This window comes from Mameliella sp. CS4, assembly GCF_019392335.1.
In the GTDB taxonomy this organism is placed as follows: Bacteria; Pseudomonadota; Alphaproteobacteria; order Rhodobacterales; family Rhodobacteraceae; genus Antarctobacter.
Map to the genome: position 1 here is coordinate 115,768 of NZ_JAHXRQ010000001.1, position 24,843 is coordinate 140,610.

Annotated in this window: 26 protein-coding genes and 1 tRNA gene; 14 read left to right on the plus strand and 13 right to left on the minus strand. The window is 64.2% G+C overall.

Features of this window, described 5'->3' with window-relative positions; genetic code table 11:
- Positions 1-5: 5 nt before the first annotated feature.
- Genes KZZ07_RS00610 through gpmI form a run of 3 tightly spaced genes read right to left on the minus strand, consistent with a single transcriptional unit; the run spans position 6 to position 3,968 of the window.
- Positions 6-1,346: a S41 family peptidase gene (locus KZZ07_RS00610; RefSeq protein ID WP_219510322.1), complete on the minus strand. Its 1,341-nt coding sequence runs from the start codon at positions 1,344-1,346 to the stop codon at positions 6-8.
- Positions 1,347-1,353: 7 nt separating this feature from the next.
- Positions 1,354-2,466 (minus strand): murein hydrolase activator EnvC family protein, encoded by a 1,113-nt coding sequence (locus tag KZZ07_RS00615; RefSeq protein WP_219510324.1) that lies wholly within the window; start codon positions 2,464-2,466, stop codon positions 1,354-1,356.
- Positions 2,463-3,968 carry a 2,3-bisphosphoglycerate-independent phosphoglycerate mutase gene (gene gpmI, locus KZZ07_RS00620; protein ID WP_219510327.1) on the minus strand — a complete coding sequence of 502 codons (1,506 nt, stop codon included), beginning with the start codon at positions 3,966-3,968 and terminating at the stop codon, positions 2,463-2,465. The genes KZZ07_RS00615 and gpmI overlap by 4 nt, the downstream gene beginning before the upstream one ends.
- A gap of 312 nt (positions 3,969-4,280) precedes the next feature.
- On the opposite strand from gpmI, the gene KZZ07_RS00625 reads away from it, so the two are divergent.
- Positions 4,281-5,039, plus strand: a complete 759-nt coding sequence (locus KZZ07_RS00625; RefSeq protein WP_219510329.1) for a DUF3592 domain-containing protein — start codon at positions 4,281-4,283, stop codon at positions 5,037-5,039.
- Between the two features lie 82 nt (positions 5,040-5,121).
- On the opposite strand, the gene KZZ07_RS00630 is transcribed toward KZZ07_RS00625, so the two are convergent.
- The 3 genes from KZZ07_RS00630 to carB all read right to left on the minus strand — a co-directional run bounded on the left by KZZ07_RS00630 (position 5,122) and on the right by carB (position 9,780).
- Positions 5,122-5,859 (minus strand): dCTP deaminase domain-containing protein, encoded by a 738-nt coding sequence (locus tag KZZ07_RS00630; RefSeq protein WP_219510331.1) that lies wholly within the window; start codon positions 5,857-5,859, stop codon positions 5,122-5,124.
- Positions 5,856-6,347, minus strand: a complete 492-nt coding sequence (locus tag KZZ07_RS00635) for a hypothetical protein (protein ID WP_219510333.1) — start codon at positions 6,345-6,347, stop codon at positions 5,856-5,858. The genes KZZ07_RS00630 and KZZ07_RS00635 overlap by 4 nt, the downstream gene beginning before the upstream one ends.
- A 61-nt stretch (positions 6,348-6,408) precedes the next feature.
- Positions 6,409-9,780, minus strand: a complete 3,372-nt coding sequence (carB, locus tag KZZ07_RS00640) for a carbamoyl-phosphate synthase large subunit (protein WP_219510347.1) — start codon at positions 9,778-9,780, stop codon at positions 6,409-6,411.
- A gap of 165 nt (positions 9,781-9,945) precedes the next feature.
- Between carB and KZZ07_RS00645 the strand changes: the two genes are divergently transcribed.
- Positions 9,946-10,620 (plus strand): CPBP family intramembrane glutamic endopeptidase, encoded by a 675-nt coding sequence (locus tag KZZ07_RS00645; RefSeq protein ID WP_219510356.1) that lies wholly within the window; start codon positions 9,946-9,948, stop codon positions 10,618-10,620.
- 76 nt (positions 10,621-10,696) lie between these two features.
- Here KZZ07_RS00645 and KZZ07_RS00650 read toward each other — a convergent pair whose 3' ends face one another.
- Positions 10,697-11,926, minus strand: coding sequence for an SAM-dependent methyltransferase (locus KZZ07_RS00650; RefSeq protein ID WP_219510359.1), 1,230 nt, complete (start codon positions 11,924-11,926; stop codon positions 10,697-10,699).
- Between the two features lie 153 nt (positions 11,927-12,079).
- Here KZZ07_RS00650 and aspS point away from each other — a divergent pair, with 153 nt between their 5' ends.
- From aspS to KZZ07_RS00665, 3 genes are all read left to right on the plus strand, one after another.
- On the plus strand, positions 12,080-13,861 hold the full coding sequence (gene aspS, locus KZZ07_RS00655; RefSeq protein ID WP_219510368.1) for an aspartate--tRNA ligase: 1,782 nt from the start codon (positions 12,080-12,082) through the stop codon (positions 13,859-13,861).
- Positions 13,862-13,970: 109 nt separating this feature from the next.
- Entirely contained in the window at positions 13,971-15,347 is a 1,377-nt protein-coding gene (locus KZZ07_RS00660; RefSeq protein WP_219510370.1) for a DUF1800 domain-containing protein, read from the plus strand.
- A gap of 4 nt (positions 15,348-15,351) precedes the next feature.
- Positions 15,352-16,575, plus strand: a complete 1,224-nt coding sequence (locus KZZ07_RS00665) for a DUF1501 domain-containing protein (RefSeq protein ID WP_219510379.1) — start codon at positions 15,352-15,354, stop codon at positions 16,573-16,575.
- A gap of 9 nt (positions 16,576-16,584) precedes the next feature.
- Here KZZ07_RS00665 and KZZ07_RS00670 read toward each other — a convergent pair whose 3' ends face one another.
- Positions 16,585-17,301, minus strand: a complete 717-nt coding sequence (locus KZZ07_RS00670; RefSeq protein ID WP_219510381.1) for a response regulator — start codon at positions 17,299-17,301, stop codon at positions 16,585-16,587.
- A gap of 132 nt (positions 17,302-17,433) precedes the next feature.
- Here KZZ07_RS00670 and mce point away from each other — a divergent pair, with 132 nt between their 5' ends.
- Both mce and KZZ07_RS00680 read left to right on the plus strand, forming a co-directional pair.
- Positions 17,434-17,838: a methylmalonyl-CoA epimerase gene (gene mce, locus KZZ07_RS00675; protein WP_219510389.1), complete on the plus strand. Its 405-nt coding sequence runs from the start codon at positions 17,434-17,436 to the stop codon at positions 17,836-17,838.
- On the plus strand, positions 17,838-18,128 hold the full coding sequence (locus tag KZZ07_RS00680) for a DUF1467 family protein (protein WP_219510391.1): 291 nt from the start codon (positions 17,838-17,840) through the stop codon (positions 18,126-18,128). Before mce ends, KZZ07_RS00680 begins: the two co-directional genes overlap by 1 nt.
- Before the next feature lie 14 nt (positions 18,129-18,142).
- On the opposite strand, the gene KZZ07_RS00685 is transcribed toward KZZ07_RS00680, so the two are convergent.
- The gene (locus tag KZZ07_RS00685; protein WP_219510404.1) at positions 18,143-18,835 is read right to left on the minus strand and encodes an EI24 domain-containing protein; all 693 of its coding nucleotides are present in this window, start codon (positions 18,833-18,835) and stop codon (positions 18,143-18,145) included.
- Positions 18,832-19,410 (minus strand): nitroreductase family protein, encoded by a 579-nt coding sequence (locus KZZ07_RS00690; protein ID WP_219510421.1) that lies wholly within the window; start codon positions 19,408-19,410, stop codon positions 18,832-18,834. Before KZZ07_RS00690 ends, KZZ07_RS00685 begins: the two co-directional genes overlap by 4 nt.
- Positions 19,411-19,507: 97 nt before the next feature.
- Here KZZ07_RS00690 and KZZ07_RS00695 point away from each other — a divergent pair, with 97 nt between their 5' ends.
- Positions 19,508-19,765 (plus strand): DUF167 domain-containing protein, encoded by a 258-nt coding sequence (locus tag KZZ07_RS00695; RefSeq protein ID WP_219510423.1) that lies wholly within the window; start codon positions 19,508-19,510, stop codon positions 19,763-19,765.
- 8 nt (positions 19,766-19,773) lie between these two features.
- On the opposite strand, the gene KZZ07_RS00700 is transcribed toward KZZ07_RS00695, so the two are convergent.
- Complete coding sequence (locus KZZ07_RS00700) at positions 19,774-20,004, minus strand: DUF8831 family protein (RefSeq protein ID WP_219510425.1); 231 nt, start codon at positions 20,002-20,004, stop codon at positions 19,774-19,776.
- Between the two features lie 9 nt (positions 20,005-20,013).
- Positions 20,014-20,412, minus strand: a complete 399-nt coding sequence (locus KZZ07_RS00705) for a thiol-disulfide oxidoreductase DCC family protein (protein ID WP_219510427.1) — start codon at positions 20,410-20,412, stop codon at positions 20,014-20,016.
- 111 nt (positions 20,413-20,523) lie between these two features.
- Between KZZ07_RS00705 and KZZ07_RS00710 the strand changes: the two genes are divergently transcribed.
- From KZZ07_RS00710 to KZZ07_RS00725, 4 genes are all read left to right on the plus strand, one after another.
- Positions 20,524-21,231 (plus strand): M48 family metallopeptidase, encoded by a 708-nt coding sequence (locus tag KZZ07_RS00710; protein ID WP_219510437.1) that lies wholly within the window; start codon positions 20,524-20,526, stop codon positions 21,229-21,231.
- 113 nt (positions 21,232-21,344) lie between these two features.
- Entirely contained in the window at positions 21,345-21,602 is a 258-nt protein-coding gene (locus tag KZZ07_RS00715) for a DUF6455 family protein (RefSeq protein ID WP_219510439.1), read from the plus strand.
- 3 nt (positions 21,603-21,605) lie between these two features.
- Positions 21,606-21,911, plus strand: coding sequence for a DUF6455 family protein (locus KZZ07_RS00720; RefSeq protein WP_219510441.1), 306 nt, complete (start codon positions 21,606-21,608; stop codon positions 21,909-21,911).
- Between the two features lie 10 nt (positions 21,912-21,921).
- On the plus strand, positions 21,922-22,185 hold the full coding sequence (locus KZZ07_RS00725) for a DUF6455 family protein (protein WP_219510443.1): 264 nt from the start codon (positions 21,922-21,924) through the stop codon (positions 22,183-22,185).
- 75 nt (positions 22,186-22,260) lie between these two features.
- On the opposite strand, the gene KZZ07_RS00730 is transcribed toward KZZ07_RS00725, so the two are convergent.
- The gene (locus tag KZZ07_RS00730; protein ID WP_219510445.1) at positions 22,261-23,241 is read right to left on the minus strand and encodes a complex I NDUFA9 subunit family protein; all 981 of its coding nucleotides are present in this window, start codon (positions 23,239-23,241) and stop codon (positions 22,261-22,263) included.
- Between the two features lie 151 nt (positions 23,242-23,392).
- Here KZZ07_RS00730 and KZZ07_RS00735 point away from each other — a divergent pair.
- Both KZZ07_RS00735 and KZZ07_RS00740 read left to right on the plus strand, forming a co-directional pair.
- Positions 23,393-23,477: transfer RNA gene (locus tag KZZ07_RS00735), tRNA-Leu, on the plus strand.
- 165 nt (positions 23,478-23,642) lie between these two features.
- Positions 23,643-24,833 (plus strand): tyrosine-type recombinase/integrase, encoded by a 1,191-nt coding sequence (locus KZZ07_RS00740; RefSeq protein WP_219510452.1) that lies wholly within the window; start codon positions 23,643-23,645, stop codon positions 24,831-24,833.
- The last annotated feature ends 10 nt before the right edge of the window (positions 24,834-24,843 follow it).

Genomic DNA, 24,843 nt, shown 5'->3' on the forward strand with positions numbered 1-24,843 from the left:
CAGCCTCAGTCCTTGGGGCCCAGTGCCGACAGGCCCTTGAGGATGTCGATGGCATAGGCCAGCTGGTAATCCTCTTCGCGCAGGCGGGCAGCGGCCTCGGCCTTGGCCCGGTCACGCTCGATCTGCTCGATTTCCTCGGGCGTCAGCGAGTCGTTGTCCAGGCGGCCACGCAGGTCGGCCTCGGAGCGGGTGAAGGGATTGGCTGCCGGCTCCTCCGCGGGTTCCGCATTGGGATCGCGGCGCGGCTGCGCGACCACGATATCGGGCGAAACGCCCAGCGCCTGGATCGACCGACCCGAGGGCGTGTAATAGCGCGAGGTGGTCAGGCGCATCGCGCCGTTGCCGCGCAGCGGCATGACGGTCTGGACCGATCCCTTGCCAAAGCTCTTGGTGCCGACGACGATGGCGCGGCGGTGATCCTGCAGCGCACCCGCCACGATTTCCGAGGCGGAGGCAGAGCCGCCGTTGATCAGAACGACCAGCGGTTTACCCTCGGCCAGGTCGCCGGGCTGGGCGTTGTAACGGTCACCATCAGCCGGATCGCGGCCCCGGGTCGAGACGATTTCGCCTTTGTCGAGGAAGGCATCGGCCACCATGATCGCCTGGTTCAGCAGGCCACCGGGGTTGTTGCGCAGGTCGACGACAAAGCCGTTCACCTTGTCGATACCGCCCGCATCTTCGACTTGCTTGGCGATGCCGTCGGCGAGGTTCGGGAAGGTCTGGTCGTTGAAGGTGGTGATGCGCAGCACCACGGTTTCGCCTTCGGTGCGCGACCGCACGGCGGTCAGCTTGATCGTGTCGCGTATGATCGAGACATCAAAGGGTTCCTCGACACCTTCGCGGACCACGGTGATCACGATTTCCGAGCCGACCGGCCCGCGCATCATTTCGACCGCCTCGTCCAGGGTCAGGCCCAGGAGGCTTTCGCCGTCGACATGGGTGATGAAGTCACCGGCCTCGATCCCCTCTTCCATTGCCGGGGTGCCGTCCATGGGAGAGACCACCTTGACGAAGCCGTCTTCCTGCGTGACCTCGATCCCCAGGCCGCCGAATTCACCACGCGTCTGCACGCGCATGTCGGCAGCATCGTCGGGGGCAAGATAGCTGGAATGCGGGTCGAGCGAGGTCAGCATGCCGTTGATCGCTGCCTCGATCAGGTCCTTTTCGTCGACTTCCTCGACGTATTGCGCGCGGATGCGTTCAAAGATGTCGCCGAAAAGGTCGAGCTGCTCATAGACGCTTTCCGGACGGCTGCCCTCTTGCGCCAGCAGCGGACCCACCAATTGGGTCGTCGCCACGATGGACGCCAGGGTGCCGCCGACGGCGGCCATCACGAATTTCTTCATACCTCAATCATCCCTTGTCGGTTGTGAACCACCGAAGTGGGTCCTCGGGCACGTCGCCCTCTCTGACCTCTATATAGAGCGTTTCCGAACGGCCTCCGCCAGCCCCCTCACCCGAAGGTGACATATTATTGCCGGCAGGCCCACCCATCAGCCCCACGGGCGCCCCGGCGGCCAGGACCTGTCCAGTCTCACCGAACACCGTGTCCATCCCCGCCAGCACGAACATCAGGTCCGCCTGCGGTTCCAGGATCACCACCAGGCCGTAGTCCAGCAGCGGTCCGGCATAGCGGATCGTGGCGGCGGCGGGGGTTGTCACCAGCGCACCGGGGCGGGTGGCAAGGACGATGCCGGGGCGGGACACGCCCGCCGCGTCACGATCCCCGGCCCCGTGCAGAACCACGCCGCGCACCGGCAAGGGCAGACTGCCCTTGCGATCGGCAATCGGCGGCAGCGGCGGGCCGGTCTCATCCTCGGCGATCTTTGCCAGGCCCGAGGCAAAGCCCTGCAGCGTCTCGGTCGAGGCGATCAGCAGTTCGGTCCGGATCGGGTCCTCGGTAAAGCGGCGCGGCAGATCGGTGCGGTCGGCGATGGCCTGGCTGAGCGCGGTGCGCGCCGCCTGCACGCCGCTCAGCCCCTCTTGCAGGGTGTCGGCGGCGTTCTGTTGCAAGGACCGCAGGGCCGTAACCTCTTCGAGATCGGCGCGCAGCTCGGCCGCCTGGGCGGCCAGTCCCGGTGTCAGGGCCGCGACCAGCATCCCCGACCGGGCCGCATCCAGCGGACCGCCCGGATGCACCAGCGTGCGCGGCGCGGCGCGGTCCCCCACCGCCATCAGCGCCCCCAACAGGCGGGCCACCTCGGCCTCTTGCGCGGACAGCTTGCGGCTGAGTTCCGTTTCCCGGATGGTCGCGGCGCGCAGCCCTTCGCGCATGGCGGTCAGCCCGTCCTCGTAGGCGCGCACCGTGTCGGTCAGGGCGGCCACCCGGTCCTGCGCCTCGTCGGCGGTGTCCAAGAGGACAGAGGCCGCCTCCAGCGCCTCGGCGGCAGCGCGCGCCTTCTCCCCCGCGTCCTGCGCGGCCAGCGGCGTGGCAACAAGGCAAAGGATCAGCGCCAGCGGTTTCACGCGATCAGGCTTTCCCCGGTCATTTCCTCGGGCTGCGGCAGGTCCATCAGTTGCAGCAGGGTCGGCGCCACATCCGCAAGCCGACCGTCGCGCAGCTTTTCGACACCGGGCGCACCATAGAGGATCACCGGCACAAGGTTCGTCGTATGTGCCGTGTGCGGACCACCGGTTTCCGGGTCCACCATCGTTTCGCAGTTGCCGTGGTCGGCGATCACCAGCAGCGCGCCGCCGGTCTGTTCCAGCTTGTCGACGACCTGGCCCAGCCCGTCATCCACGGCCTCGCAGGCCTTCATCGCCGCCTGCAGGTCGCCGGTATGGCCCACCATGTCGGGGTTGGCAAAGTTCACCACGATCAGGTCATAGCCCTTGTCGATCGCCTCAAGGAACTTCTCGGTGACTTCCGGTTCGGACATCTCCGGTTGCAGGTCATAGGTCGCCACCTTGGGCGACTTGGGCATGAACCGGTCCTCCTGCGGCTCGGGCGTTTCCTTGCCACCGTTGAGGAAGAAGGTCACATGCGGGTACTTCTCGGTTTCCGCGAGGCGAAATTGCGTCTTGCCCTGTTTCGCCACCCATTCGCCCAGCGTGTTGACGATCTTCCTCTTGGGATAGGCGGTGGTCATGTAGGCGTTGTGCCGGTCGGAGTATTCGACCATGCCCAGCAGGGCCGACAATTCGGGTTTGTCGCGTTTGAACCCGTCGAACTCCGGGTCCCCGATGGCAGACAGGATCTCTCGCGCGCGGTCGCCCCGGAAGTTGATGAAGAACAGCCCGTCGCCTTTCTCCATGCCCTTGTAGCCCGTGATGATGAAGGGTTCGATGAACTCATCCGTCTGGTCCAGATCGTAGCAGGTGACGATGCCCTCGGACGGATCTTCCAAGGCGTCCCCCTTGCCCTCGACCACGGCGCGATAGGCCTTTTCCACGCGTTCCCAGCGGTTGTCACGGTCCATCGCGTAGTAGCGGCCACTGACCGTGGCGATGCGCGCGCCTTCGGGCAAGGCAATGTCGAAGGCCTGCACCTGCTTCGCGGCCGAGGTCGGCGCCACGTCACGCCCGTCGGTGATGACATGGATGAGGACCTTGAGCCCCTGATCGGTCAGAACCTTCGCCGCCGCCAGCAGGTGATCGGTATGCGCGTGCACACCCCCGTCCGAGGTCAGCCCCATGAGATGCGCTGTGCCCCCGGCATCCTTGACCGTGGCGGCAAAGTTCAGGATGGCGTCATTGTCGTAGAAAGACCCGTCCTCGATGGCCAGGTCGATCTGGCCAAGGTCCATCGCCACCACCCGGCCGGCGCCGATATTGGTGTGTCCCACCTCGGAATTGCCCATCTGCCCGGTCGGCAGGCCGACGTCGGGGCCGTGGGTGATCAGCGTCGCATGGGGACAGGTGGCCATCAGCCGGTCCATCGTGGGGGTATTGGCCAGTTTGGGGGCGTTGTTCGCCTCCTCCTCGCGCAGGCCCCAACCGTCGAGGATCGTGAGAATGACGGGTTTCATCGGCAATGCCCTCCGAGGATTGTTCCCCAGCGGTTTAACAGGGGCGAACCGGGATGTGGAGGGGGTATACCTGTGGCAAACGCAGGCTTGGCTGTCCCGCTGGCGACACGGAATCAAGAGGTTACGGTTGTCCGGCCACGTCGGCACGGCCCTTGGGCGGGTTGACGCCGGGATCGGGGTGCGGAATTTCTGCCCGTCCGGGGCTTCGGGACCGGGTCATGCCCCGCATTCCCGCGCCCGGATCTCGTGATAAGATGCGAGGGAATGGGGGTGAAACCCCCGCCCGCGAAGTCAAGGAACCAGGCGAACAGGATGAGTGCCCGAAACCCGATCCCCCTGTTTGTCACCGGATTGATGGCGTTCCTCTTCGTCGTGCTCGTTGCCCTCGTCTACAGCGCCTCGTCCCGCGCGGCGCGGTTTGACCGCGACGGGGTCGAGACGACGGCGATCCTTGTCTCTGTCCGCACACAGCGCACACAGAGCCAGCCCGAAAAACCGCCACGCTATCGCCATTATGCAACGGTCCGCTTTGCGGTGAACGGACAGGTCATCACGAGTGAGGCACAGGTAACTCTGGATTTCCTGCGCGCTCATGAGCCGGGGGCGGAGGTGCAGGTGCGTTACCTGCGCGGCGCCCCCGAAACGGTGCTGGTCGACCCGCTGTTCGAGAGCCGGGGCATGGCGCTGGCCTGGATGTTCCTGATGTTCTTCGCTGGCTGCCTGATCTGGCCGCTGATCCGGCGTTGGCGGGCGCGGCGCGTGCCTGCCGGCGAGGTCCCGGATCAGGTCCGGGACGAGCGCGCGCAAGTGGCCCGCCGTCGCCCCAAGGCCGGGCCTCTGCCGCGCTGGGTGCGGGTTGTCTCTGTCCTGCTGATGCTCTGCGCGCTGGGGTCGTTTTTCACCCTGTCGATCTGGCTGCGCTACGCCGTCGAGGCCTGGGCCTTGCCGCACCTAGGCTGGGTGAGCCTGCCGCTGGGCATGGCGGCAATGCTGTTGCCGCCAGCGGGGTTCGGGCTGTTGACCCTTGGGTTAATCTGGGGTGTTCAGAGGTTTGGGCGGGCGGCGGGTTGAAGCAAAACTTCGGAAAATGCTTTCTCGCCACATTCTTCCATAAATAAGCAGCTTCTCGATTTTGTTATGGACAATAGAGTAGTTATGGGTTCGTCGGCTGTCTGGTCGCAGGATCCACGCCCTCGAGGAAATCCTGAGCAACGCCAGACTTCCAAGCTTGCGTCACTTGGTGTCGAGCGATAGGGAAAACAATGATGCCGAGGACAAGAACCGCGAGCCAAAAATATAGTTTAATTTTTCTTAGATCGTCCTTGTTTTCCTCTGCAATTTTCCTCACGTCTTCGATATTGTCGTGCACTTGATATGCGGTCAGATGTTGTCCATCAATCTTGTTTATTACATCGGGAGACAGCTCATCATACGATTTCTTTGGTGCATCTTTGGTAGAAATAGGGCTGGCAAGACTCGCAACCCACAGAGAGAAGATGCTTTGCCCTCTTTGCAGGTTGATGCGAGACGGACCGGAATTGAATACGGCGAATATCAGTTTTCCTTTGTACCCGGGGTCGACATGGAAGCCCGAAACGTTGACGAGACCATAAAACTTGATGCTTGCCCGAACCGAAATAAATCCAATCATGTCCAAGGGGATCTTCACCCGTTCCTCTGTCAATATATAGGCAAATTGACCAGGGGAGATGAAAAAGGTCTCTCCGGGGGCAAGGTTTCTTACCTTTGCTCCGTTTTTCTCTGTAAGGTAAATTTGATCCCCAACACTGAGCTTGTATCCAGCCTCTTCTACTTTTGAGTGGTCTCTCGGCTCAACAGGAAAGTCGCAATCTCTAGTAGATAGCCATTCATTTCTTCCCCAAAAAGTCATTCTGCGCCTATATAAAATTGCCGCTTTGCCAAGGCATGTCTGCGGTGAGCGAGGTCCCCTAGAACATTATTAGAGTTGCGAGAAGCCATCTCAAATGAAATTGAGAAGATGTTTAAATTAGCTTCGCGAAGAAGTGGCCAAAACTCTTCAGCGTGGTCAATTTTCTCGCAGCCATCGCAATACTTCGCCATTTCGATTGTGTATTGGCGGATTAAGTCCGCCCAATCAAATCCTGAACAATTTGAAAAATCAAGCTCCAGCATCAAGGTGTTTGCTGAGCTCAGCGATACCAATATCGAATCCACGGCCGTATCGAGGGTGGATTTCTTTTTGCAGTATCCTGTGGCCAACCTTGCCGAATATTTTGCAAAGTGCAGGCCGTAGTGTTTTGAGCGGTCGTTTTTGTGCAGGGACAGAATGTCGCTGTGGTTGCGTTTGTCGTGAGCATACTGAACTTTCTGCAACGACAAAATGTCAAGTTTGTCCATCTCGCCCTCCACTCATGCCACCTCAGTGAATCACGAGAAGTTTCACTCGTCAATCAAGCAGTCACCCCTGCAACGACTTCACCACCAGTTCCCCTTCTTCCCGTGCCTTCATGGCCATCGCGGCGGCGTGGGCCCCGGCGGCGGTCGTGTAGTAGGGGATCTTGTCATACAAAGCGACGGACCGGATCTCGCGGCTGTCTTCGACCGCTGCCGAGCCTTCGGTGGTGTTCATCACCAGGTGCACCTTGCCGTCCTTCATCAGGTCGACAATGTTCGGGCGGCCTTCGTAGACCTTTTTCACCAGCTCGCAGGCGATGTCATGCGCGGCCAGGAAAGAGGCCGTGCCCGAGGTCGCAACGATGGTAAAGCCGAGGTCCACGAGAATGCGCGCGGTCTCGATCAGCTGGTGCGTCTTGTCCTCGTCCTTGATCGAGAAAAAGACCGTGCCCTCGGTCGGCAGATGCGTACCTGCGCCCAGCTGCGCCTTGAGGAAGGCACGGGCAAAGGACTTGTCCCAGCCCATGACCTCACCGGTCGAGCGCATTTCCGGGCCAAGGATCGTGTCCACGCCGGGGAAGCGGGCAAAGGGCAGCACCGCTTCCTTGACCGAGAACCAGGGCATGTTCGGGTCGGCCAACGTCATCGGATCGGCCATCGGCACATCGGTGTCGTAGTCGATGCTGGCCTCGTAACCGGCACGTTTGGGGAAGGCCGAGAGCGGTTCACCGGCCATGATGCGGGCGGCGATGCTGGCAATGGCGCTGTCGGTCGCCTTGGCGACGAAAGGCACCGTGCGGCTGGCACGCGGGTTCACCTCGATCAGGTAGACCTCGTTTTCGCCCGCGGGATTGGCCTTGATCGCGAACTGCACGTTCATCAGGCCGACCACGTTCAGCGCCTTGGCCAAGGCATGGGTCTGGCGTTCGATTTCGGCCAGCACCTCGGCATCCAGCGAGTAGGGCGGCAGCGAACAGGCGCTGTCGCCCGAGTGCACGCCGGCCTCTTCGATGTGCTGCATGATGCCGGCGACATGGACGTTTTCGCCGTCACACAGCGCGTCCACGTCCAGCTCTGTCGCGCCCGACAGATAGCTGTCGAGCAGCACCGGGCTGTCGCCGGAGACCACGACCGCTTCCTTGATGTAGCGGCGCAGGTGATCCATGTCGCGCACGATTTCCATCGCCCGGCCACCCAGAACGTAGGACGGGCGGATCACCAGCGGAAAGCCGATCTCCTCGGCGATGTCCAGTGCCTGTGCGTCGGTCGAGGCGATGCCGTTCTTGGGCTGTTTCAGCCCCAGCTGGTTGACCAGCGCCTGGAACCGCTCGCGGTCTTCGGCCAGGTCGATGGCGTCGGGTGTGGTGCCCAGGATCGGAATGCCCTCGGCCTCCAGCGAATTGGCCAGCTTCAAGGGAGTCTGGCCGCCGAACTGGACGATGACACCGTGCAGCGTGCCGTTTTCCTGCTCTTTCGTCAGGATTTCCATGACATGTTCAAAGGTCAGCGGCTCAAAATACAGGCGGTCCGAGGTGTCGTAGTCGGTGCTGACGGTCTCGGGGTTGCAGTTGACCATGATGGTCTCATAGCCCGCGTCGGTCAGCGCGAAACAAGCGTGGCAGCAGCAATAGTCGAACTCGATCCCCTGCCCGATCCGATTCGGGCCACCGCCGAGGATGACCACCTTCTTGCGGTCGCTCGGGCGCGCCTCGCATTCCACTTCGCCCATGAGGGGCTCTTCGTAGGTGGAATACATGTAGGGGGTCTGGGCCTCGAACTCGGCGGCGCAGGTGTCGATACGCTTGAAGACGGCGGTCACGCCCAGCGCCTGCCGCCGTGCGCGCACGTCCTTTTCGGCAAACCCGGTGAGCTTCGCCAGGCGCGCATCGGTAAAGCCCATCATCTTGAGCGCCCGCATCGCATCTGCATCCTGTGGCAGCCCATTGGCGCGAACCTCGGCCTCGGTCCCGACGATCTCGCGGATGCGGGCCAGGAACCAGGGATCGAACATGGTGGTGCCGTGGATTTCGTCATCCGTCAGCCCGTGGCGCATGGCCTGAGCGATGGTGCGCATCCGGTCCGGCGTCTGTTCGCTGATCGCCTTGATGACGGCGGCCTTTTCAGGGGCGTTCGACCAGGGATCGACACTGACACCGGGAATCTCGACCTCGTCAAAGCCGGTCAGGCCGGATTCCATCGAGGCGAGCGCCTTTTGCAGCGACTCGTGGATGGTGCGTCCGATGGACATCGCCTCGCCCACCGACTTCATGGCGGTGGTCAGGTAGGGCTCGGAGCCGGGGAATTTCTCGAAGGCGAATTTCGGGATCTTGGTGACGACATAGTCAATGGTCGGCTCAAAGCTGGCGGGCGTCACCTTGGTGATGTCGTTGTCGAGCTCGTCGAGCGTATAGCCGACAGCCAGCTTGGCGGCGATCTTGGCAATCGGGAAACCCGTCGCCTTGGAAGCCAGCGCCGAGGACCGCGAGACGCGCGGGTTCATCTCGATCACGACCATGCGTCCGTTGTCGGGATTCACCGCCCATTGCACGTTCGAGCCGCCGGTCTCGACACCGATCTCACGCAGCACGGCGATGCTGCCGTTGCGCATGATCTGGTATTCCTTGTCGGTCAGTGTCAGCGCCGGGGCCACGGTGATCGAATCGCCCGTGTGCACACCCATCGGGTCGACGTTCTCGATGGAACAGACGATGATCGCGTTGTCCGCCTTGTCGCGGACGACCTCCATCTCATACTCTTTCCAGCCCAGCAGGCTTTCGTCGACAAGGATCTGACCCACGGGCGAGGCATCCATGCCCGAACGGCAATAGTGGATGTAATCCTCGCGGTTGTAGGCCACGCCGCCGCCGGTGCCGCCCAGCGTATAGGCCGGACGGATGATGGCGGGCAGGCCGATCTCTTCGAGCTCTTCCAGCGCAAGGGCGACGCCTGCATCGAGGTCGCGCTTGCCGTTGTCCTTTTTCGGCGCGGTGATGATGGTGGCCTTGGGGTTTTCAAGGCCGATCCGGTCCATCGCCTCGCGGAACAGCTTGCGATCCTCGGCCATCTCGATGGCCTCGCGCTTGGCGCCGATCATCTCGACACCGAATTTTTCCAGCACACCCATCTCTTCCAGCGCCAAAGAGGTGTTCAGGCCGGTCTGCCCGCCCATCGTCGGCAAGAGCGCGTCGGGGCGCTCCTTCTCGATGATCCGGGCGACGACCTCGGGGGTGATCGGCTCGATGTAGGTGGCATCGGCCAGCCCCGGATCGGTCATGATCGTGGCCGGGTTCGAGTTCACCAGGATGACCCGGTAGCCCTCTTCGCGCAGCGCCTTGCAGGCCTGGGCGCCGGAATAGTCGAACTCGCAGGCTTGGCCGATGATGATGGGCCCCGCTCCGATGATCATGATGGACTGGATGTCGGTACGCTTGGGCATCGGGCAGCTCCGTCTGGGCCCCGGCATGACGCGTGCCGGGGGACACTGTTGGCAAATTGTCGGCGTTATACGCAGCGCGGGTTCAAGCGCAAGCCTCGAACGGGGTGGTACGGCAACACAGAGCGCCTATCTGACAGCAAGGGTCAGGACAAGGGAGCGGCGTGTATGGCCATTTTGCCGGAAGACGACAAGGCAGAGGCGCGGCGCGTCTGGCTCTGGGTCGAGTTCGCCTGTTTCTTTGCCGTGATCCCGGCCGTCATCGCGCTGGCCTTTCCGCCGGACATGATGTTTCCGCTGCTGTTCGGCTTTACCGCGCTGGGGGTCGTGCTGCTGCATATCACGCCGGGGTTCGACTGGCGCTCGCTGGGGATCGGCGCGGCCCGGGTCGACTGGCGGCTGGTGGCGGGCTTTGCGGCGGTGACGGCGGTCACCGGCTACGCAGTGGTACAGATGACCGCGCCAGAGGCCGCCTTTGCGCTGATCCGCCTCAACCCGGCGCTGATGCTGATGATCGCGGCGCTCTACCCCTTCCTGTCGGCCCTGCCGCAAGAGCTGGTCTTTCGCCCGCTGTTCTTTCGCCGGTACGGCGGCCTCTTGCCGGGCGGGACATGGCCGCCGCTGGTGCTGAACGCCACGCTCTTTTCCTTTGCCCACCTGATGTACTGGAGCTGGATCGTCGCCGGCATGACCTTTTTCGGCGGCCTTGCCTTTGCCTGGGCCTATGAGCGGCGCGGCAGTTTCGCCGAGGCGGTGGTGCTGCATGCCATCGCCGGGGTGATCCTGTTTGCACTGGGGCTGGGTGTGTTCTTTTACTCGGGCAACGTGGTCAGGCCCTTCTAGGCGGCGCCCGTCACGGGATTGCCCCGCCGCCACCCGACCGGACAGAGGCCCCGGGTCAAGCCCGGGGCGCCGTCAGTCATTCCGCCGCGCGCATCCAGTCACCCTGTGCGGACGGGTACAGGTAATCGCGAGTGATCGGCACCGCGGACATGGACTTGGCCAGTTGCCACTGCTGGACATGCAGGTTGCCCTGCCGGAATGAGACCTCCATCGAGACCAGGTAAAAGCGCCACATACGCAGGAACTGTTCGTCGAACATCTCGACCACCCGGTCCCGATTCTCTTCCAGCCGTTCGCGCCAGGCCTGCAAGGTCATGGCGTAATGGATGCGCAGCGCCTCGTCGTCACTCTGGTGCAGCCAGTTGTCCTCGATCGCGCGATAGACCTCGGAGGCGGAGGGCGCGTAACTGCCGGGAAAGATGTACTTGTCGATCCAGGCGTTGTTGGGTCGCGGCGGGCCGTTCTTGACGATGGAATGGATCAGCGCCACGCCATCGTCGGCCATCAGGTCGCGCACCTTGCCGAAATACTCGCGGTAATGCGGCGCGCCGACATGTTCCAGCATGCCGACACTGACGACCCGGTCGAATCGCTCTTCCAGCTTGCGGTAATCCAGAAGCAGAAAGCGCACCCGGTCCTCCAGCCCCTCGACTTGCGCCCGCGCCTGCGCCGTGGCCAGCTGGTTTTCCGACAGCGTCACCCCCGTCACCTGCGCGCCGTAGTCGCGCGCCAGCGTCAGCGCCATGCCGCCCCAGCCGCAGCCGATGTCCAGCACCCGCATCCCCGGCTTGATCAGCAGCTTGTCCGCGATATGCGCCTTCTTGGCCTCCTGCGCCTCTTCAAGGGTCATGCCGGCCCTGGGCCAGTAGGCGCAGGAGTACTGCATGTCCGCATCCAGGAAGAGACGATAGAGATCGTCCGAAAGATCGTAGTGATGGGCGACATTGCGCCGGGCCGTGAACGGCGTGTTGCGCTGCAGGAACCCGCGCAGCGCGCCTTGCAGCTTGCGCGGCAGTTCGTACCAGGGCGGCAGTTCGGCGATATTTCCGCTGGGCACAAAAAGCCCCAGCAGCCCAGGCAGGTCATCCCCTTCGACCCGCAGCGTGCCCTCGGCATAGCATTCTCCCAGCGCGAGGCCGGGCCGCATCAGCAACCGGCGCACCGTGTCCGGTTCGGTCAGGATGATATGGGCCTCGGGGCCACCGCCCGGCCCGTAGGTTTCCGATTGTCCGTCGGGCATGGTCACGGTCAACTGCCCGTGCCGCAGCATCCGGCGCATCATGTTTCGAAACAGAGACTCCCACATGGCAAACCTCCTTGCGACGTTTTGGCGCGTCCTCCGGCATTGATGATTAGCAGACTCAGGTGATTCTCACCAAATAAAGCCGTCTCCCTTGACTTCCCCCGCCCCTCGGGATGTATCGGCGCCTGACTTTTGCGCATATCAAAGGGGCCCGACATGCACGCCTATCGCAGCCATACCTGTGCCGATCTGACCAAGGACCAGGTGGGTGATACCGTCCGGCTGGCCGGCTGGGTGCACCGCATCCGCGACCACGGCGGCGTGCTGTTCATCGACCTGCGCGACCACTACGGCGTGACACAGGTGCTGTGCGATCCCGACAGCCCGGTCTTCAGCCAGGTCGAGAAGGTGCGCAGCGAATGGTGCATCCGCATCGACGGCAACGTGAAGGCACGCGCCGAAAGCCTGGTGAACCCCAAGCTGCCCACCGGAGAGATCGAGGTCTACATCCGTGACATCGAGGTGCTGGGCGAGGCGCAGGAACTGCCCCTGATCGTCTTCGGCGACCAGGAATATCCCGAGGAAACCCGCCTGAAGTACCGCTATCTCGACCTGCGCCGCGAGGCGATGCAGACCTCGATGACCCTGCGGTCCGACGTGGTGGCCAGCATCCGGCGGCGTATGTGGGACAAGGGCTTTCGCGAGTATCAGACGCCGATCATCACCGCCTCCTCGCCCGAGGGCGCGCGCGACTTTCTGGTGCCCTCGCGCCTGCACCCGGGCAAGTTCTACGCGCTGCCGCAAGCCCCCCAGCAGTTCAAGCAGCTGATCATGGTCTCGGGCTTTGACAAGTATTTCCAGATCGCGCCCTGTTTCCGCGACGAGGACCCGCGCGCCGACCGGTCGCCCACCGATTTCTACCAGCTCGACCTGGAAATGAGCTTTGTCGAGCAACAGGACGTGTTCGACACGGTGGCGCCGGTGATCGCGGGCGTCTTCGAGGAATTCGGCGAGGGCAAGACCGTGGACGCGCCCGAAACATGGCCGCAGATCCCCTATGCCGAGGCGGCGCTGAAATACGGCACCGACAAGCCCGACCTGCGCAACCCGATCGAAATGCAGGTCGTGTCCGAGCATTTCGCCGGCTCCGGCTTTGCGATCTTCGCCAAGCTGCTGGAACAGGACGGCACCGAGATCCGCGCCATCCCGGCGCCGGGTGGCGGTTCGCGCAAGTTCTGCGACCGGATGAACGCCTGGGCCCAGAAAGAGGGCCTGCCGGGTATGGGCTACATCTTCTGGCGCGACCAGGGCGAGGGCATGGAGGCGGCCGGCCCGCTGGCCAAGAACATCGGCCCCGAGCGCACCGAGGCAATCCGCCAGCAGCTGGGCCTTGGCGTCGGCGACGCGGCCTTCTTCCTGGGTGGCAAGCCCGCCAGCTTCCAGCGGATCGCGGGCAAGGCGCGCGACGTGCTGGGCGAGGAACTGAAGCTGATCGACCCCAACCGCTTTGCCTTTGCCTGGATCGTGGATTTCCCGATCTACGAAAAGGACGAGGAGACCGGCGAAGTCGATTTCGAGCACAACCCCTTTTCCATGCCGCAGGGCGGGATGGAGGCGCTGCAGGGCGATCCGCTCAAGGTGCTGGGGTTCCAGTATGACCTGGCCTGCAACGGTTACGAGCTGGTGTCCGGTGCGATCCGGAACCACAAGCCCGAGGTCATGCTCAAGGCGTTCGAAATCGCGGGTTATGGCGAGGAGGAGGTCAAGGCCCGCTTTGGCGCGCTCTACAATGCCTTCCACTTCGGCGCCCCGCCGCACGGCGGATGCGCCGCGGGCATCGACCGGATGGTGATGCTGCTGGCCGAGACGGCGAACATCCGTGAGGTCATCATGTTCCCGATGAACCAGCGCGCCGAAGACCTGATGATGAACGCGCCCTCGGAACCGTCCTCGGACCAGCTGATGGAACTCAGCCTGCGCGTTATTCCGCAGGAGTGATGCCGGAAAAGGCGCCTTTTTGCCGAGGCGCCGGACACGAACCCGTGCGGGGCGATGCAAGCACGCCCCGCTTGCGGTATAGGGGCCTTAACAGCGTTGAGGCCCCAAGATGTACGATCCCGTTCTTGCCGATATCCGCTATGGCTGTGGCCGGTCCCTCCGGATCGCGCCGCCCGACTCGACCAAGGCCCTGCTGGCCGGGCTGACGGCGCCCGACGTCATGGCGCGGGCTTTTCCGATCATGGCCTTCGACAGCTTTTCCAAGGACTTGTTGGTCAACGCCTATACGCTGGGCCGCATTAGCCGTCTGACGCGCGACACCGAGGCCGAGGAACTGGCGCTTGACCAGATCCGGCGGCTGAAACGCCGGGCCCGCAAGTTGCAGTCAGAATGGCTGGTGGCCCAGGTCGCCCGGCGAATGAACAGTGCGACCCCCCTGCGCGAGCGGCTGGAGAGCTTTTGGGCCGACCATTTCACCGCGCGCGGAAAGGCCAACGTCATGATCCAGGCGGGGTCTCCTTACGTCGAATCGGCCATTCGTCCGCACCTTGCCGGCCGGTTCGAGGACATGTTGATCGCGGTAACAACGCATCCGCTGATGCTGCACTACCTCGACCAGCACGCCTCGGCCGGGCCGAACTCTCCGCAGGCGCTGAAATACCCCGGAAAAAAGGGCCTGAACGAGAACCTGGCCCGCGAGGTGCTGGAGCTGCACACGCTGGGGGTGGACGGCCCCTATACGCAGACCGACGTGCGCCAATTGGCAGAGCTGTTGACCGGGCTGGCCTTTACCGCCGAAGGCGGCACCGACTTCCGCCGCCCGCTGGCCGAACCCGGCGCCGAGACGGTGCTGGGCAAGAATTATGGCGGCGATCACCCCGCCCGGCTGGAGGACATCCACGCCGCCCTGCGCGACCTTGCCCGGCACCCGGTCACAGCGCGACATGTCGCTGGCAAGCTGGCCGTGCATTTCGTGGCGGATACGCCCGAGGCGGAGCTGGTCAGCGCGATGGAAACGGCCTGGCTGGACACGAACGGGGACTTGATGGCGGTCTACCGGGCCATGCTGGACCATCCCGCCGCCTGGGATCCGCGCCCGGCCAATGCCAAGCAGCCGCTGGATTTCATCGCCTCGGCCTGCCGCGCGCTGGATGTGCCGCAGGACATGCTGCGCAAGCGCGTCGGCATTGCCCTGATCCAACCGATGCGCCTGATGGGGCAGGTCTGGCAGCAGCCGCCCGGGCCTGACGGCCTGCCCGAGGCGGACGACGCCTGGTTGACACCGCAGGGGCTGGCCGCCCGTCTGCAATGGGGCTTTGCGATGCCGCAGGCCCTGCTGGGCGCCCTGCCCGACCCGCGCGATTTCGTGGAAACCGCGCTGGGGTCGCGCGCCCCTGCCGAGGTGCGTTTCGCCGCCGGGGCCGCCGAAACCCGCGCCGACGGGATCGGCGTGGTGCTGGCCTCCCCCGCCTTTCAGAGGATGTAAGCTGATGGACAGACGCAATTTCCTGGCCCGCAGCGCCGCCCTTGGCTGTTCGCTGGCCGCCAGCCCGCTGGTCACGCCGGTCAGCTTTGCCGCGACGCCGGGCGATGCCCGGCTGGTGGTCATCATCCTGCGCGGCGGCATGGACGGGTTGGACGTGGTGGCCCCGTACGGCGACCCGGATTTCGACGCTCTGGGCCGGCCCGGTCCGGACATGGAGGGCGGCGCCTTCGATCTTGACGGACACTTCGCGCTGCATGGCGCTCTCGCCCCCCTGCGTCCGCTCTGGCAGGCGGGCGACCTGGGTTTTGCCCACGCGGTGTCGATTCCCTATCGCGACAAGCGCAGCCATTTCGACGGCCAGGACCTGCTGGAGGCAGGCGTCGCCGCCTCTGACGCACCGCTGCCCGATGACGGCTGGCTCAACCGTCTGGTCCAGCATCTGCCCGGGGCGAGCGCCGAGACGGCCTATGCCATCGGCGGCGAACCGCTGCGCATCCTTTCCGGGCCTGCGCCCGTGAATCGCTGGACCCCGGAGGCAGACCTGCGCCTGTCGCCGCAGGCCATACTGCTGACCCAACGGGTGATGCAGTCCGACCCCTTGATGGCCGCCGCGCTCGACAGTGCCTTTGCGCTGGCGGGGGGCGATGGCGACGGGCTGGCCTTTTCCGGCAGCCCCGGCGACATGATGGCCGCCATGCGGGACGACATGATGGCACCGCGCGACCGACATCGGCCGGGCCGGGTGCTGGCCGAATTTGCAGGTGCGCAGTTGCGCGATGCAGCGCGGATTGCCTGTTATTCGCTGAACGGCTGGGACACGCACAAGGCGCAGGAGCGTCATCTGGCACTTTCGCTGGAACAACTCTCTGACTCGCTTCTTGCCCTGCAAGAGGCGCTGGGACCAGAGGCCTGGGCCAAAACGACTGTGGCGGCGGTGACGGAGTTCGGGCGCACTGCGCGTTGGAACGGGACACAGGGCACGGACCACGGCACCGGCGGGGCGATGGTGCTGGCCGGCGGCGCCCTGCGCGGGGGCCGCGTGATCACCGACTGGCCCGGCCTGGGTGACGGAGCGCTCTACGAGGGGCGTGACCTGCGCCCCACCCGCGACCTGCGGGCGCATCTGGCCTGGCTGTTGCACGGCCAATTCGGCATCGGGCGCAGTACGCTGCAAACGACGGTCTTTCCCGGAGTCGACATGGGAAGCGACCCGGGCTTGCTGCTGTAACGACGGCGGTCAGATCGCCATACGGTCGGCCACGCGGTCCTGGACCAGTGCCGACACGCGGTCGAGGCCGGGTTTCACCGGGCGTCCCGCGGCGCGGGCATCGGCCAGATCCTCTGCCGCCTGTTGCAGGACACCGTCGCCCGCGCTGCGTGCGACCCCGGCCAGAAACTGCGTCAGATAGGCCAGAGTTTGCGGATTGCGCGCATCGCCAAGCACGTCCGCCGCGTGGGCCATGTCATCGCGGTAGGACAAGGGATCGGGCACCACGGGCTCGTCGCTGACCAGACGCGGGCCAGTGGGGCGCCTTTCGCTGGGCAGGACCGACAGGATGGCGTTCTGAAAGGCAACGACGGAGGAGATCGGCTTGCCCAGGAAACCATCGGCTCCGGCGGCCAGCGCCACCTCTTCGGCGAAGGTGTCGCCGCTGGTGCCCAGCAGGACATCGACACGGGGACAGGTTGTGCTGAGTTCCGCGATCAGGTCGGCGCCCGACCCGTCCGGCAGGCCGAGGTCGATGACCACCACGCTGGGCCGGTAGACCTGCAGGTGGCGGCGCGCCGATTTCAGACAATCGGCACGGCGGATTCGCGCCCCGGACCGCAGGCACAAGAGGCGCATGGCATCGCAGGAGTACCGGCTGTCCTCCACCACGAGGATGGTCAGCCCAAGCAGGGGCCGCGTCGCGGTGGGACGCAGGTGCGGAGAGAGTTGGTCATAGTCGTCCATGTCGGGGCTCCTCATCGAGTCGCCTGCCAGATTGGCCCCGACAAGGTGAACAAGCGGTTAAGGGTCGCACCGGCTTGTCCGGCCTGTGTCGTCACGCCATAACCTGTGCCAACGCCAGACATGGAGAGTCAGATGATCGGACGCCTGAATCACGTTGCCATCGCCGTCCCCGACCTAGAGGCCGCCGCCGCACAGTACCGCACCGCGCTGGGTGCCAAGGTCGGAGAGCCGCAGGACGAACCCGACCACGGCGTGACCGTGATCTTCATCGAACTGCCGAACACCAAGATCGAGCTGCTGTATCCGCTGGGCGAGAACTCCCCGATCCAGGGCTTCCTGGACAAGAACCCCTCGGGCGGGATCCACCATGTCTGCTACGAGGTCGAGGACATCCTGGCCGCGCGCGACCACCTCAAGGAAACCGGCGCCCGCGTGCTGGGCAACGGAGAGCCCAAGATCGGCGCGCATGGCAAGCCCGTGCTCTTCTTGCATCCCAAGGATTTCAACGGCTGCCTCGTGGAATTGGAGCAAGTCTGATGGGGATCACCTCGGCCATCGTGCTCTTTGCCGTGATCTGGTTCATGACCTTTCTCTGCGTCATCCCGATCCGGCTGAAGACACAAGGAGACTTGGGCGACGTCGTGCCCGGCACCCACGCCGGCAGCCCCGAGGTGCACAACCTCAAGCGCAAGGCCTGGATCACCACCGGCATCGCCTTCGTGCTCTGGGCTGCCATCGCCTCTATCATCCTCTTCGAAGTGATCACCGTGCGCGACATCGACGGCTGGATGTTCGACCGGATGGATGGAACGTCGCACGTCAACTGACGCGGACCGCGCCCCTAGCGGGCGCGGTTCACCCGGTGAAAGACATGGGTAAAGGCCGCCGCCCCCAGTACCGGAACCAGCAGGTTCAGGATCGGCACCGTCAGCGGCACCGCCATCACGACGCCCGTCACCCAGATCGTCAGCAAGTGACGCCGCCGCAGCTTGCGCGCCTCGACCCGACCGACGCGGCGCATCGCGGCGAGAGTGAAGTATTCACGCCCCAGCAGAAACCCGTTCAGCGCCCAGAAGATGAAAGGCGCGAAGGGGATGAAGATCAGGTAGACGATCAGCGCAAGGATGTTTGCCAGAACCATCGTCCCAAAAAACCCCAGCGCATCCATCAGCCCATCTGAAAAGCTGACCTGGGTCGCGGCGGGCAGACCGGGATAATGCCTGTCCTCGACCGCCTGCGCGACCTCTTCGAGAAACATCGAGATGATGGCCGAGGCCACCGGCGTCATCAGGAAAACCGACAGCAACAGCATGACCGGCACCGAGGCCCAGCTTGCCGCGTCGTCCAGCCATTGCACCGTGCCGATCCAGGGCAGCGAGACGTCATCCCCCACCATCCAGCCGACGACATTGAAGACCACGATCACCGCGGCGATCAGCGCCCCCAGGGTGATCCCGATCCCGCGCAACAACACGCCGCGAAAGCGCGGATCGGGCAGTTGCGCGATGGCACGGCTGACGGCGTCGAAGATCATTCCGACACCCAGCTGACGATCTGGTCCAGGTCCGGACGCGGACGTTCGGGCGGCGTGGCGCCTTCGGTGCCGATATGGATGAACCCGGCGATCTTTTCGTGGCTGGCAAGGCCCAATGCGCCCTCGACAAAGCCGCGATCATGGCTTGCCCAGCCGGACAGCCAGTTCGCGCCCCAGCCCGAGGCCAGCGCCGCGTTCAGCAGCGCAAGACAGACCGCCCCCGCCGAATAAGTCTGTTCCAGCGCCGGGATCTTGGGGCTGTCCTTCTGCACCTCGACCACGGCGACGCACAGCGGGCTGCGCTCCCATGCGTCGCGGGCCTTGGCGATGTCCTCGTCGCTCTTGCCCAGGCGGGTGCCACAGTCGGCCACCGCGTCGGCCAGCCGACGCATCGCGGCGTCCCGCAGGACGATGAATCGCCAGGGTTCCAACTTGCCGTGGTCTGGCGTCCGCGCCGCCGCGGTCAGCAAGGGCATCAAAGCGGCCTTGTCGGGGCCCGGCGCCTTCAGTGTCTTGGCCGGGCGCGACCGGCGGCTCAGCAGAAAGTCCATCGCGGCGGGGTTCGGGGTGGGCATGGCGTCTCCTGTCATCGTCCGCCGTTATGTCAGGCCGCTGGCCCCGGGTTTCAACCGGGAATATTGCGCATCACGGCGCAGCCTGTATGCGGGGGGCATGAAACAGCCCGATCTCTCCGACCTCGCCGTCCCCGGTGCCACGCTGGCCGTGCGCGTGACGCCAAAGGCATCGCGCAACGCCATCATCCGCGACGGGGACAAATTGCGGATCACGGTCACGACGGTGCCGGAAGGCGGCAAGGCGAATGCGGCGGTCATCAAGCTGCTGGCCAAGGCGCTGGGACTGCCGAAAAGCCGGCTGGAACTGGTGCGGGGTGACACCGCCCGAGACAAGCTGTTCCGAATCGCCGACTGACGCGGCCCTCAGCCCTTGCGGCGATAGACGCCCTCGGGCGTGTTGACCGCCGCCACCAGGTCCTGCATCTGCGAAATCGACAGGGTGATCCGCTGCATCCTGTCGCTGCGCGGGTCATATTGCTCGACCGTGATGCAATCCTCGAATCCCGAGATGACGACATCCTCTTGCAGATGAGAGCCGCCTTCGTCCACCAGGGTCACGATGGTGGCGTCAAAATCATGTTCTACGCTGTACATGGGGGCAGGTTAGCCTGCGCGCCCCTTGCCGGAAACCGATTCGGCGCGGCGCTGACGGCGCCGGTGCAGGCGATATAGTGCCGGGGCCGCGAGATGATCGTAGAAAAGGCCCAGAAGCCGGTTCAACACCGGCAGGCGCACCAGCCGGGCCAGCCAGCGCAGGCGCGGCATCTCGGCCCAGAGGACGGCGAAGGCGGGCAAACCGCTATAAAGCGTGCCGTCCTTGACCACGTGGAACCGGCGCGCCGCCGCGTCGCGGCTCAGCCCGTGATCTGCATGCGCGCCCTCGGAGAGACCGGCAAAGCCGATGTCGACGCCGTCATGCTCTGCCATGCGGCGATAGCCTGCCACCTCGCGAGAGCAGATCGGGCAACTGTCGTTGTAAATCACGGTTGGCTTGTCGGTCATGCACTGAAAGGTAGATCACCGGCGCAACACTGCCAATTGATCGTGATCTGCTGGAACAGAAGGTCGCGGCAGCTTAGGGTCGCCCTACGCTCATCTTTTTCCGGACCTTCCATGACCCGATTGTTGCCGCTCATCGCCCTTGCGTTGCTGTCCGCCTGTGCCGCGCCCCTGCCGGCGCCCGCGCCCGGTGCCCTGGGCGGATCCGAGGCCCAGCAGCGCGCCAACCGCGCCGCGCGGCAATTCGTGCAGGTGGTGCAGACGGTCGAACCGGTGGCGGAACGTGAATGCCGCCAGCGGACCCGGGGACTGAATTGCGATTTCCAGATCGTGATCGACGACCGGGCAGAGCTGCCGCCGAATGCCTTCCAGACCGTCGACCGTTTTGGAAGGCCGATCCTCGCCTTCAACATCGGCATGATCAACTCTGTCCGGAACGCGGACGAACTGGCCTTTGTCATGGGGCACGAGGCCGCGCACCACATCCTGGATCACCTGGCAAAGACCCGGCAAAGCGCCACGATCGGCGCCGTTGTCTTTGCCGGGATCGCCGCCATCAGCGGCGCCGAGGCCGAGGCCGTGCGCAATGCCGAGCAACTGGGCGCGGCGGTGGGTGCACGCACGTATTCCAAGGAGTTCGAGCTGGAAGCGGACCAGCTGGGCACGATCATCACCTTCCGCTCCGGGTTCGACCCGATGCGCGGGGCCGAATTTTTCGCGCGCATCCCCGATCCCGGCAACAAGTTCCTGGGCAGCCACCCGCCCAATGCGGCCCGCCTGAAGATCGTGGCCCAGACGGAAAAGGCCCTGCGCCAGCAGTGACAGCGCCCGCACCCTGCCCCCCGCGTCAACCCTGCGTTGACCTGAGTCAAGGCGCCGCCCGGCCTGCTCTGCCATCGTTGCACTCGACGACCGAGGACAGAGGGGATGGATCCATGCAGAGCCGAGAGACACTGAGACGCCATGCAGCGCTTGTCGACGACATGGCGCAGGCCCGGGGCATCGACCTGGAAGAACAGATCATGCGTGGCAAATTGACGGTTTCGGAACTGGAGGACGCGGTGTTGCGCTGCACGGCCTGTACCTCGCCGGAAACCTGCGCGCATTGGCTGGGCAATCGCGAGGACACTGCGGCAGAGACACCTGCGTTCTGCCGCAACTCCGGCCTGTTCAGCAGCCTGGACGCGGGCTGAGCGATGGACGGAACGCGTGCTGCCCCGACCCGCCCCACGCCCTTGGGGGATGAAACCGATCATTATTGGCTGGTCCAGCGCATGGCCAAGGCCACCGGAGTCGATCTGGTCGGCGCGATGGACGCAGGACTGCTCACCCAAGGGGACTGGGCGGGACTCATCACGCGCTGCCGGGGCTGCACCTGGTCCGAAGGGTGCGGCCAATGGTTGGACAGGCCCGTCGACGACACCCGCAGCTTTCCCGGCAATTGTCTGAACCGCAAACGCCTTGCCGCGCTACAGGAAGCGATGGCAAGCATCACGTCCTAGGAGGAGAAAAATGGGACTGACGTTTGGTGATCCCGACCGGCATTTTTTCATGACACGCAGCGTTGCCCGCGTCATGGGCCTGAACCTCAGCGAGGCGCTGAAAGACGGCAGTCTGGCACCGGGCACCTATGCCTCGATGGTCACCGCCTGTCGGGGTTGCGCCTTGGTGGATGCCTGCCAGGAATGGCTGTCCCGCCGGACGTCTTTGACCGGCACGCCGCCTCCGGGGTGCTACAACGGTCCCCTTCTGGCCGAGCTTCAGCGGCGCCAGTGACGCTCATCTGCGGGGATTGGCGGCACCCGCGCCGAAATGAAATCAGGGGGCGTTTCCGCCCCCTTTTTCATGTCTTTACGACCGCAGGTTCTGGGCCGATTCCTTGATCGCCTCGTATTGGCCCGACGGGCGGAAACGCCAGAGATAGTCCGGCAACACCGCCTGCACCGACATCGGCGAAATCCCAAGGTCAGAGAAACCCTTGGTGCCCTCCGACGTGACGTTGTCCTGGCGCAGGCTGCGGACCTGGTCGGCGGTGATCTGCGCCGGAATCAGGCCCAGCGAAACGCTTTGCACGAAATCGGACAGTGCCCCGATGACGCCTGCGGCAAGGAAGGGGATGTTCGCCACCAAGCGACGGCGGCGGATCACGTCCAGCATCACCTGCATCAGCTCGCGGAAGGTCATCACGTCCGGGCCGCCCAGCTCGTAGATGCCCGGCGCTGCCCGCCCCAGCACGCCCTTGACGGCGGCCTGGGCCACATCGTCGACATAGACCGGCTGGAACTTCGTCTCGCCGCCGACCACCGGCAGCACGGGCCCCATACGGGTCATTGAGGCAAAGCGGTTGAAGAACTGGTCCTCCGGGCCGAAAATCACCGAAGGGCGCAGGATCACGGCCTGCGGCATGTGTTCGAGAATAGCTTCCTCGCCCTTGCCCTTGCTCTTTGCATATAGGCTGCGGCCCAGCGGATCGGCGCCGATGGCCGAGATGTGGACCAATTGCGACACACCCTCTGCGGCGGCAATGCGGGCGATGCGTTCCGCGCCTTCGTGCTGGACCGCGTCAAAGTTGTTCTTGCCGCCCTTGTCGAAGGTCCCGACGCAATTCACCACGGCATCGGCACCCTGCATCACGCTGCGGACGCTATCGTCATCGCGGATGTTGCAGAACACCGGCTCGACTTGGCCGACAACGCCGTAGGGGCGGACAAAGATCGCCTCGTTCGGGCGGCGGCAGGCGACGCGGACGCGCCAGCCCTCCCTGGCCATGCGACGGGCGATATAGCGTCCGACGAATCCCGAGCCGCCATAGATGGTGACGAGTTTGGACATGGGGCGCGCCCTCCTGTAGCCAGTTTGCCCCGCAGGAATACCGGCGTGACAGCCCGCCCGCAAGGCGCCGCATTGCCGCGCGAAGATTTCTTGAAAATGGCCGTTGACACCCCCTCGCACCACCTTTAAACGCCTGCCTCACGCTCCTGATGCCCAGGTGGCGGAATTGGTAGACGCGCTGGTTTCAGGTACCAGTGACTTCGGTCGTGGAGGTTCGAGTCCTCTCCTGGGCACCACTTACCCCTCTCATAGCTGCTCATAACCGACCAGAAACCCTAGGTTTTCTTGGGGTTTGCAGCTATCATCCTGTCCATAGCTGAACATGCTACCCCACCCAATACCCCACCACTTTGGGGTACGGTTCTGGGGTATCAGGCAGGAATGATGGAGGTGATACCCCAGTGGCGCTCACTGACCTCAAAATCAGGAAGGCCAAGACGGCCGAGAAGCCGTACAAGCTCTACGATTCCCTCGGTCTGTTCGTCCTAGTGAACCCAAACGGCTCCAAGCTCTGGCGGCAGAAGTACACGTTTCGGGGCAAGGAGCGGCTCTTGGCCCACGGATCGTACCCCGACGTGTCGCTGCGCGAGGCCCGGCAGAAGCGCGACGCCATGCGGGTGCAGTTGGCGGAAGGCACTGACCCGACAGTGCAGAAGCGTTTGGATGAGATCGAGGCGGAGACAAAGGCCCGGACCACCTTCCTGCTAGTCGCGGAAGAGTACCTGCAGCAGGCTGAAGATCGAGACCTGGCGGAGATCACCCTCAAGAAGAAGCAGTGGCACATCCACACGCTGGCCGAGGCACTGCATGACCGACCAATCGCTGAGATCACCTCGGCAGAGATCCTGCACCTCCTGAAGAAGGTCGAACACAGTGGACGACGTGAGACCGCGAAGAAATTGCGCGGCACGCTCTCGGGTGTTTTTCGTCTGGCGATCGTTACGCTGCGCGCCGAGAACGATCCGACCTACGCGGTGAAGGAAGCCTTGCTGCCGGTTAAGGTGACCAACCGGGCCGCTATCACCGACGAGGCGGCCTTCGGCCAGTTTCTGCGCGACCTTGAGGAATACACTGGCGCTGGCGTGATCAAGGACGCGCTCCTGTTCCAGATCCTCACCATGACCCGTCCCGGCGAAGTGCGAGGCGCTAGGAAGCTGGAAATCGACCGAGACAAGCGAACATGGACGATCCCGTCTGAACGCACCAAGATGCGCCGTGAGCACGTCGTACCGCTCTCAGAGCCAGCCATGGCCATTGTGGGGCGGAACTGGCCGATGATCGACGGCGTCGAACTGATGTTCCCGTCGATCCATTCCAACCGGAAGTGGTTGTCTGAGAATGCATTCAACTCCATGCTGCGTCGCATGGGATACACGAAAGACGAAGTGACCGCCCACGGTTTCCGCGCAACCGCGAGCACCATCCTCAACAACCGGGGTTATGACCCAGACGTCATCGAAGCTGCCTTGGCCCATCAGGACAAGAACGCGATCAGGCGCACGTATAATCGGGCGACGTACTGGGAGCAGCGGGTGAAGTTGATGCGGGAGTGGGCGGGTCTTTTCGAAGCTTTCAAAATCACGGATGTCTAACAACTCCTGG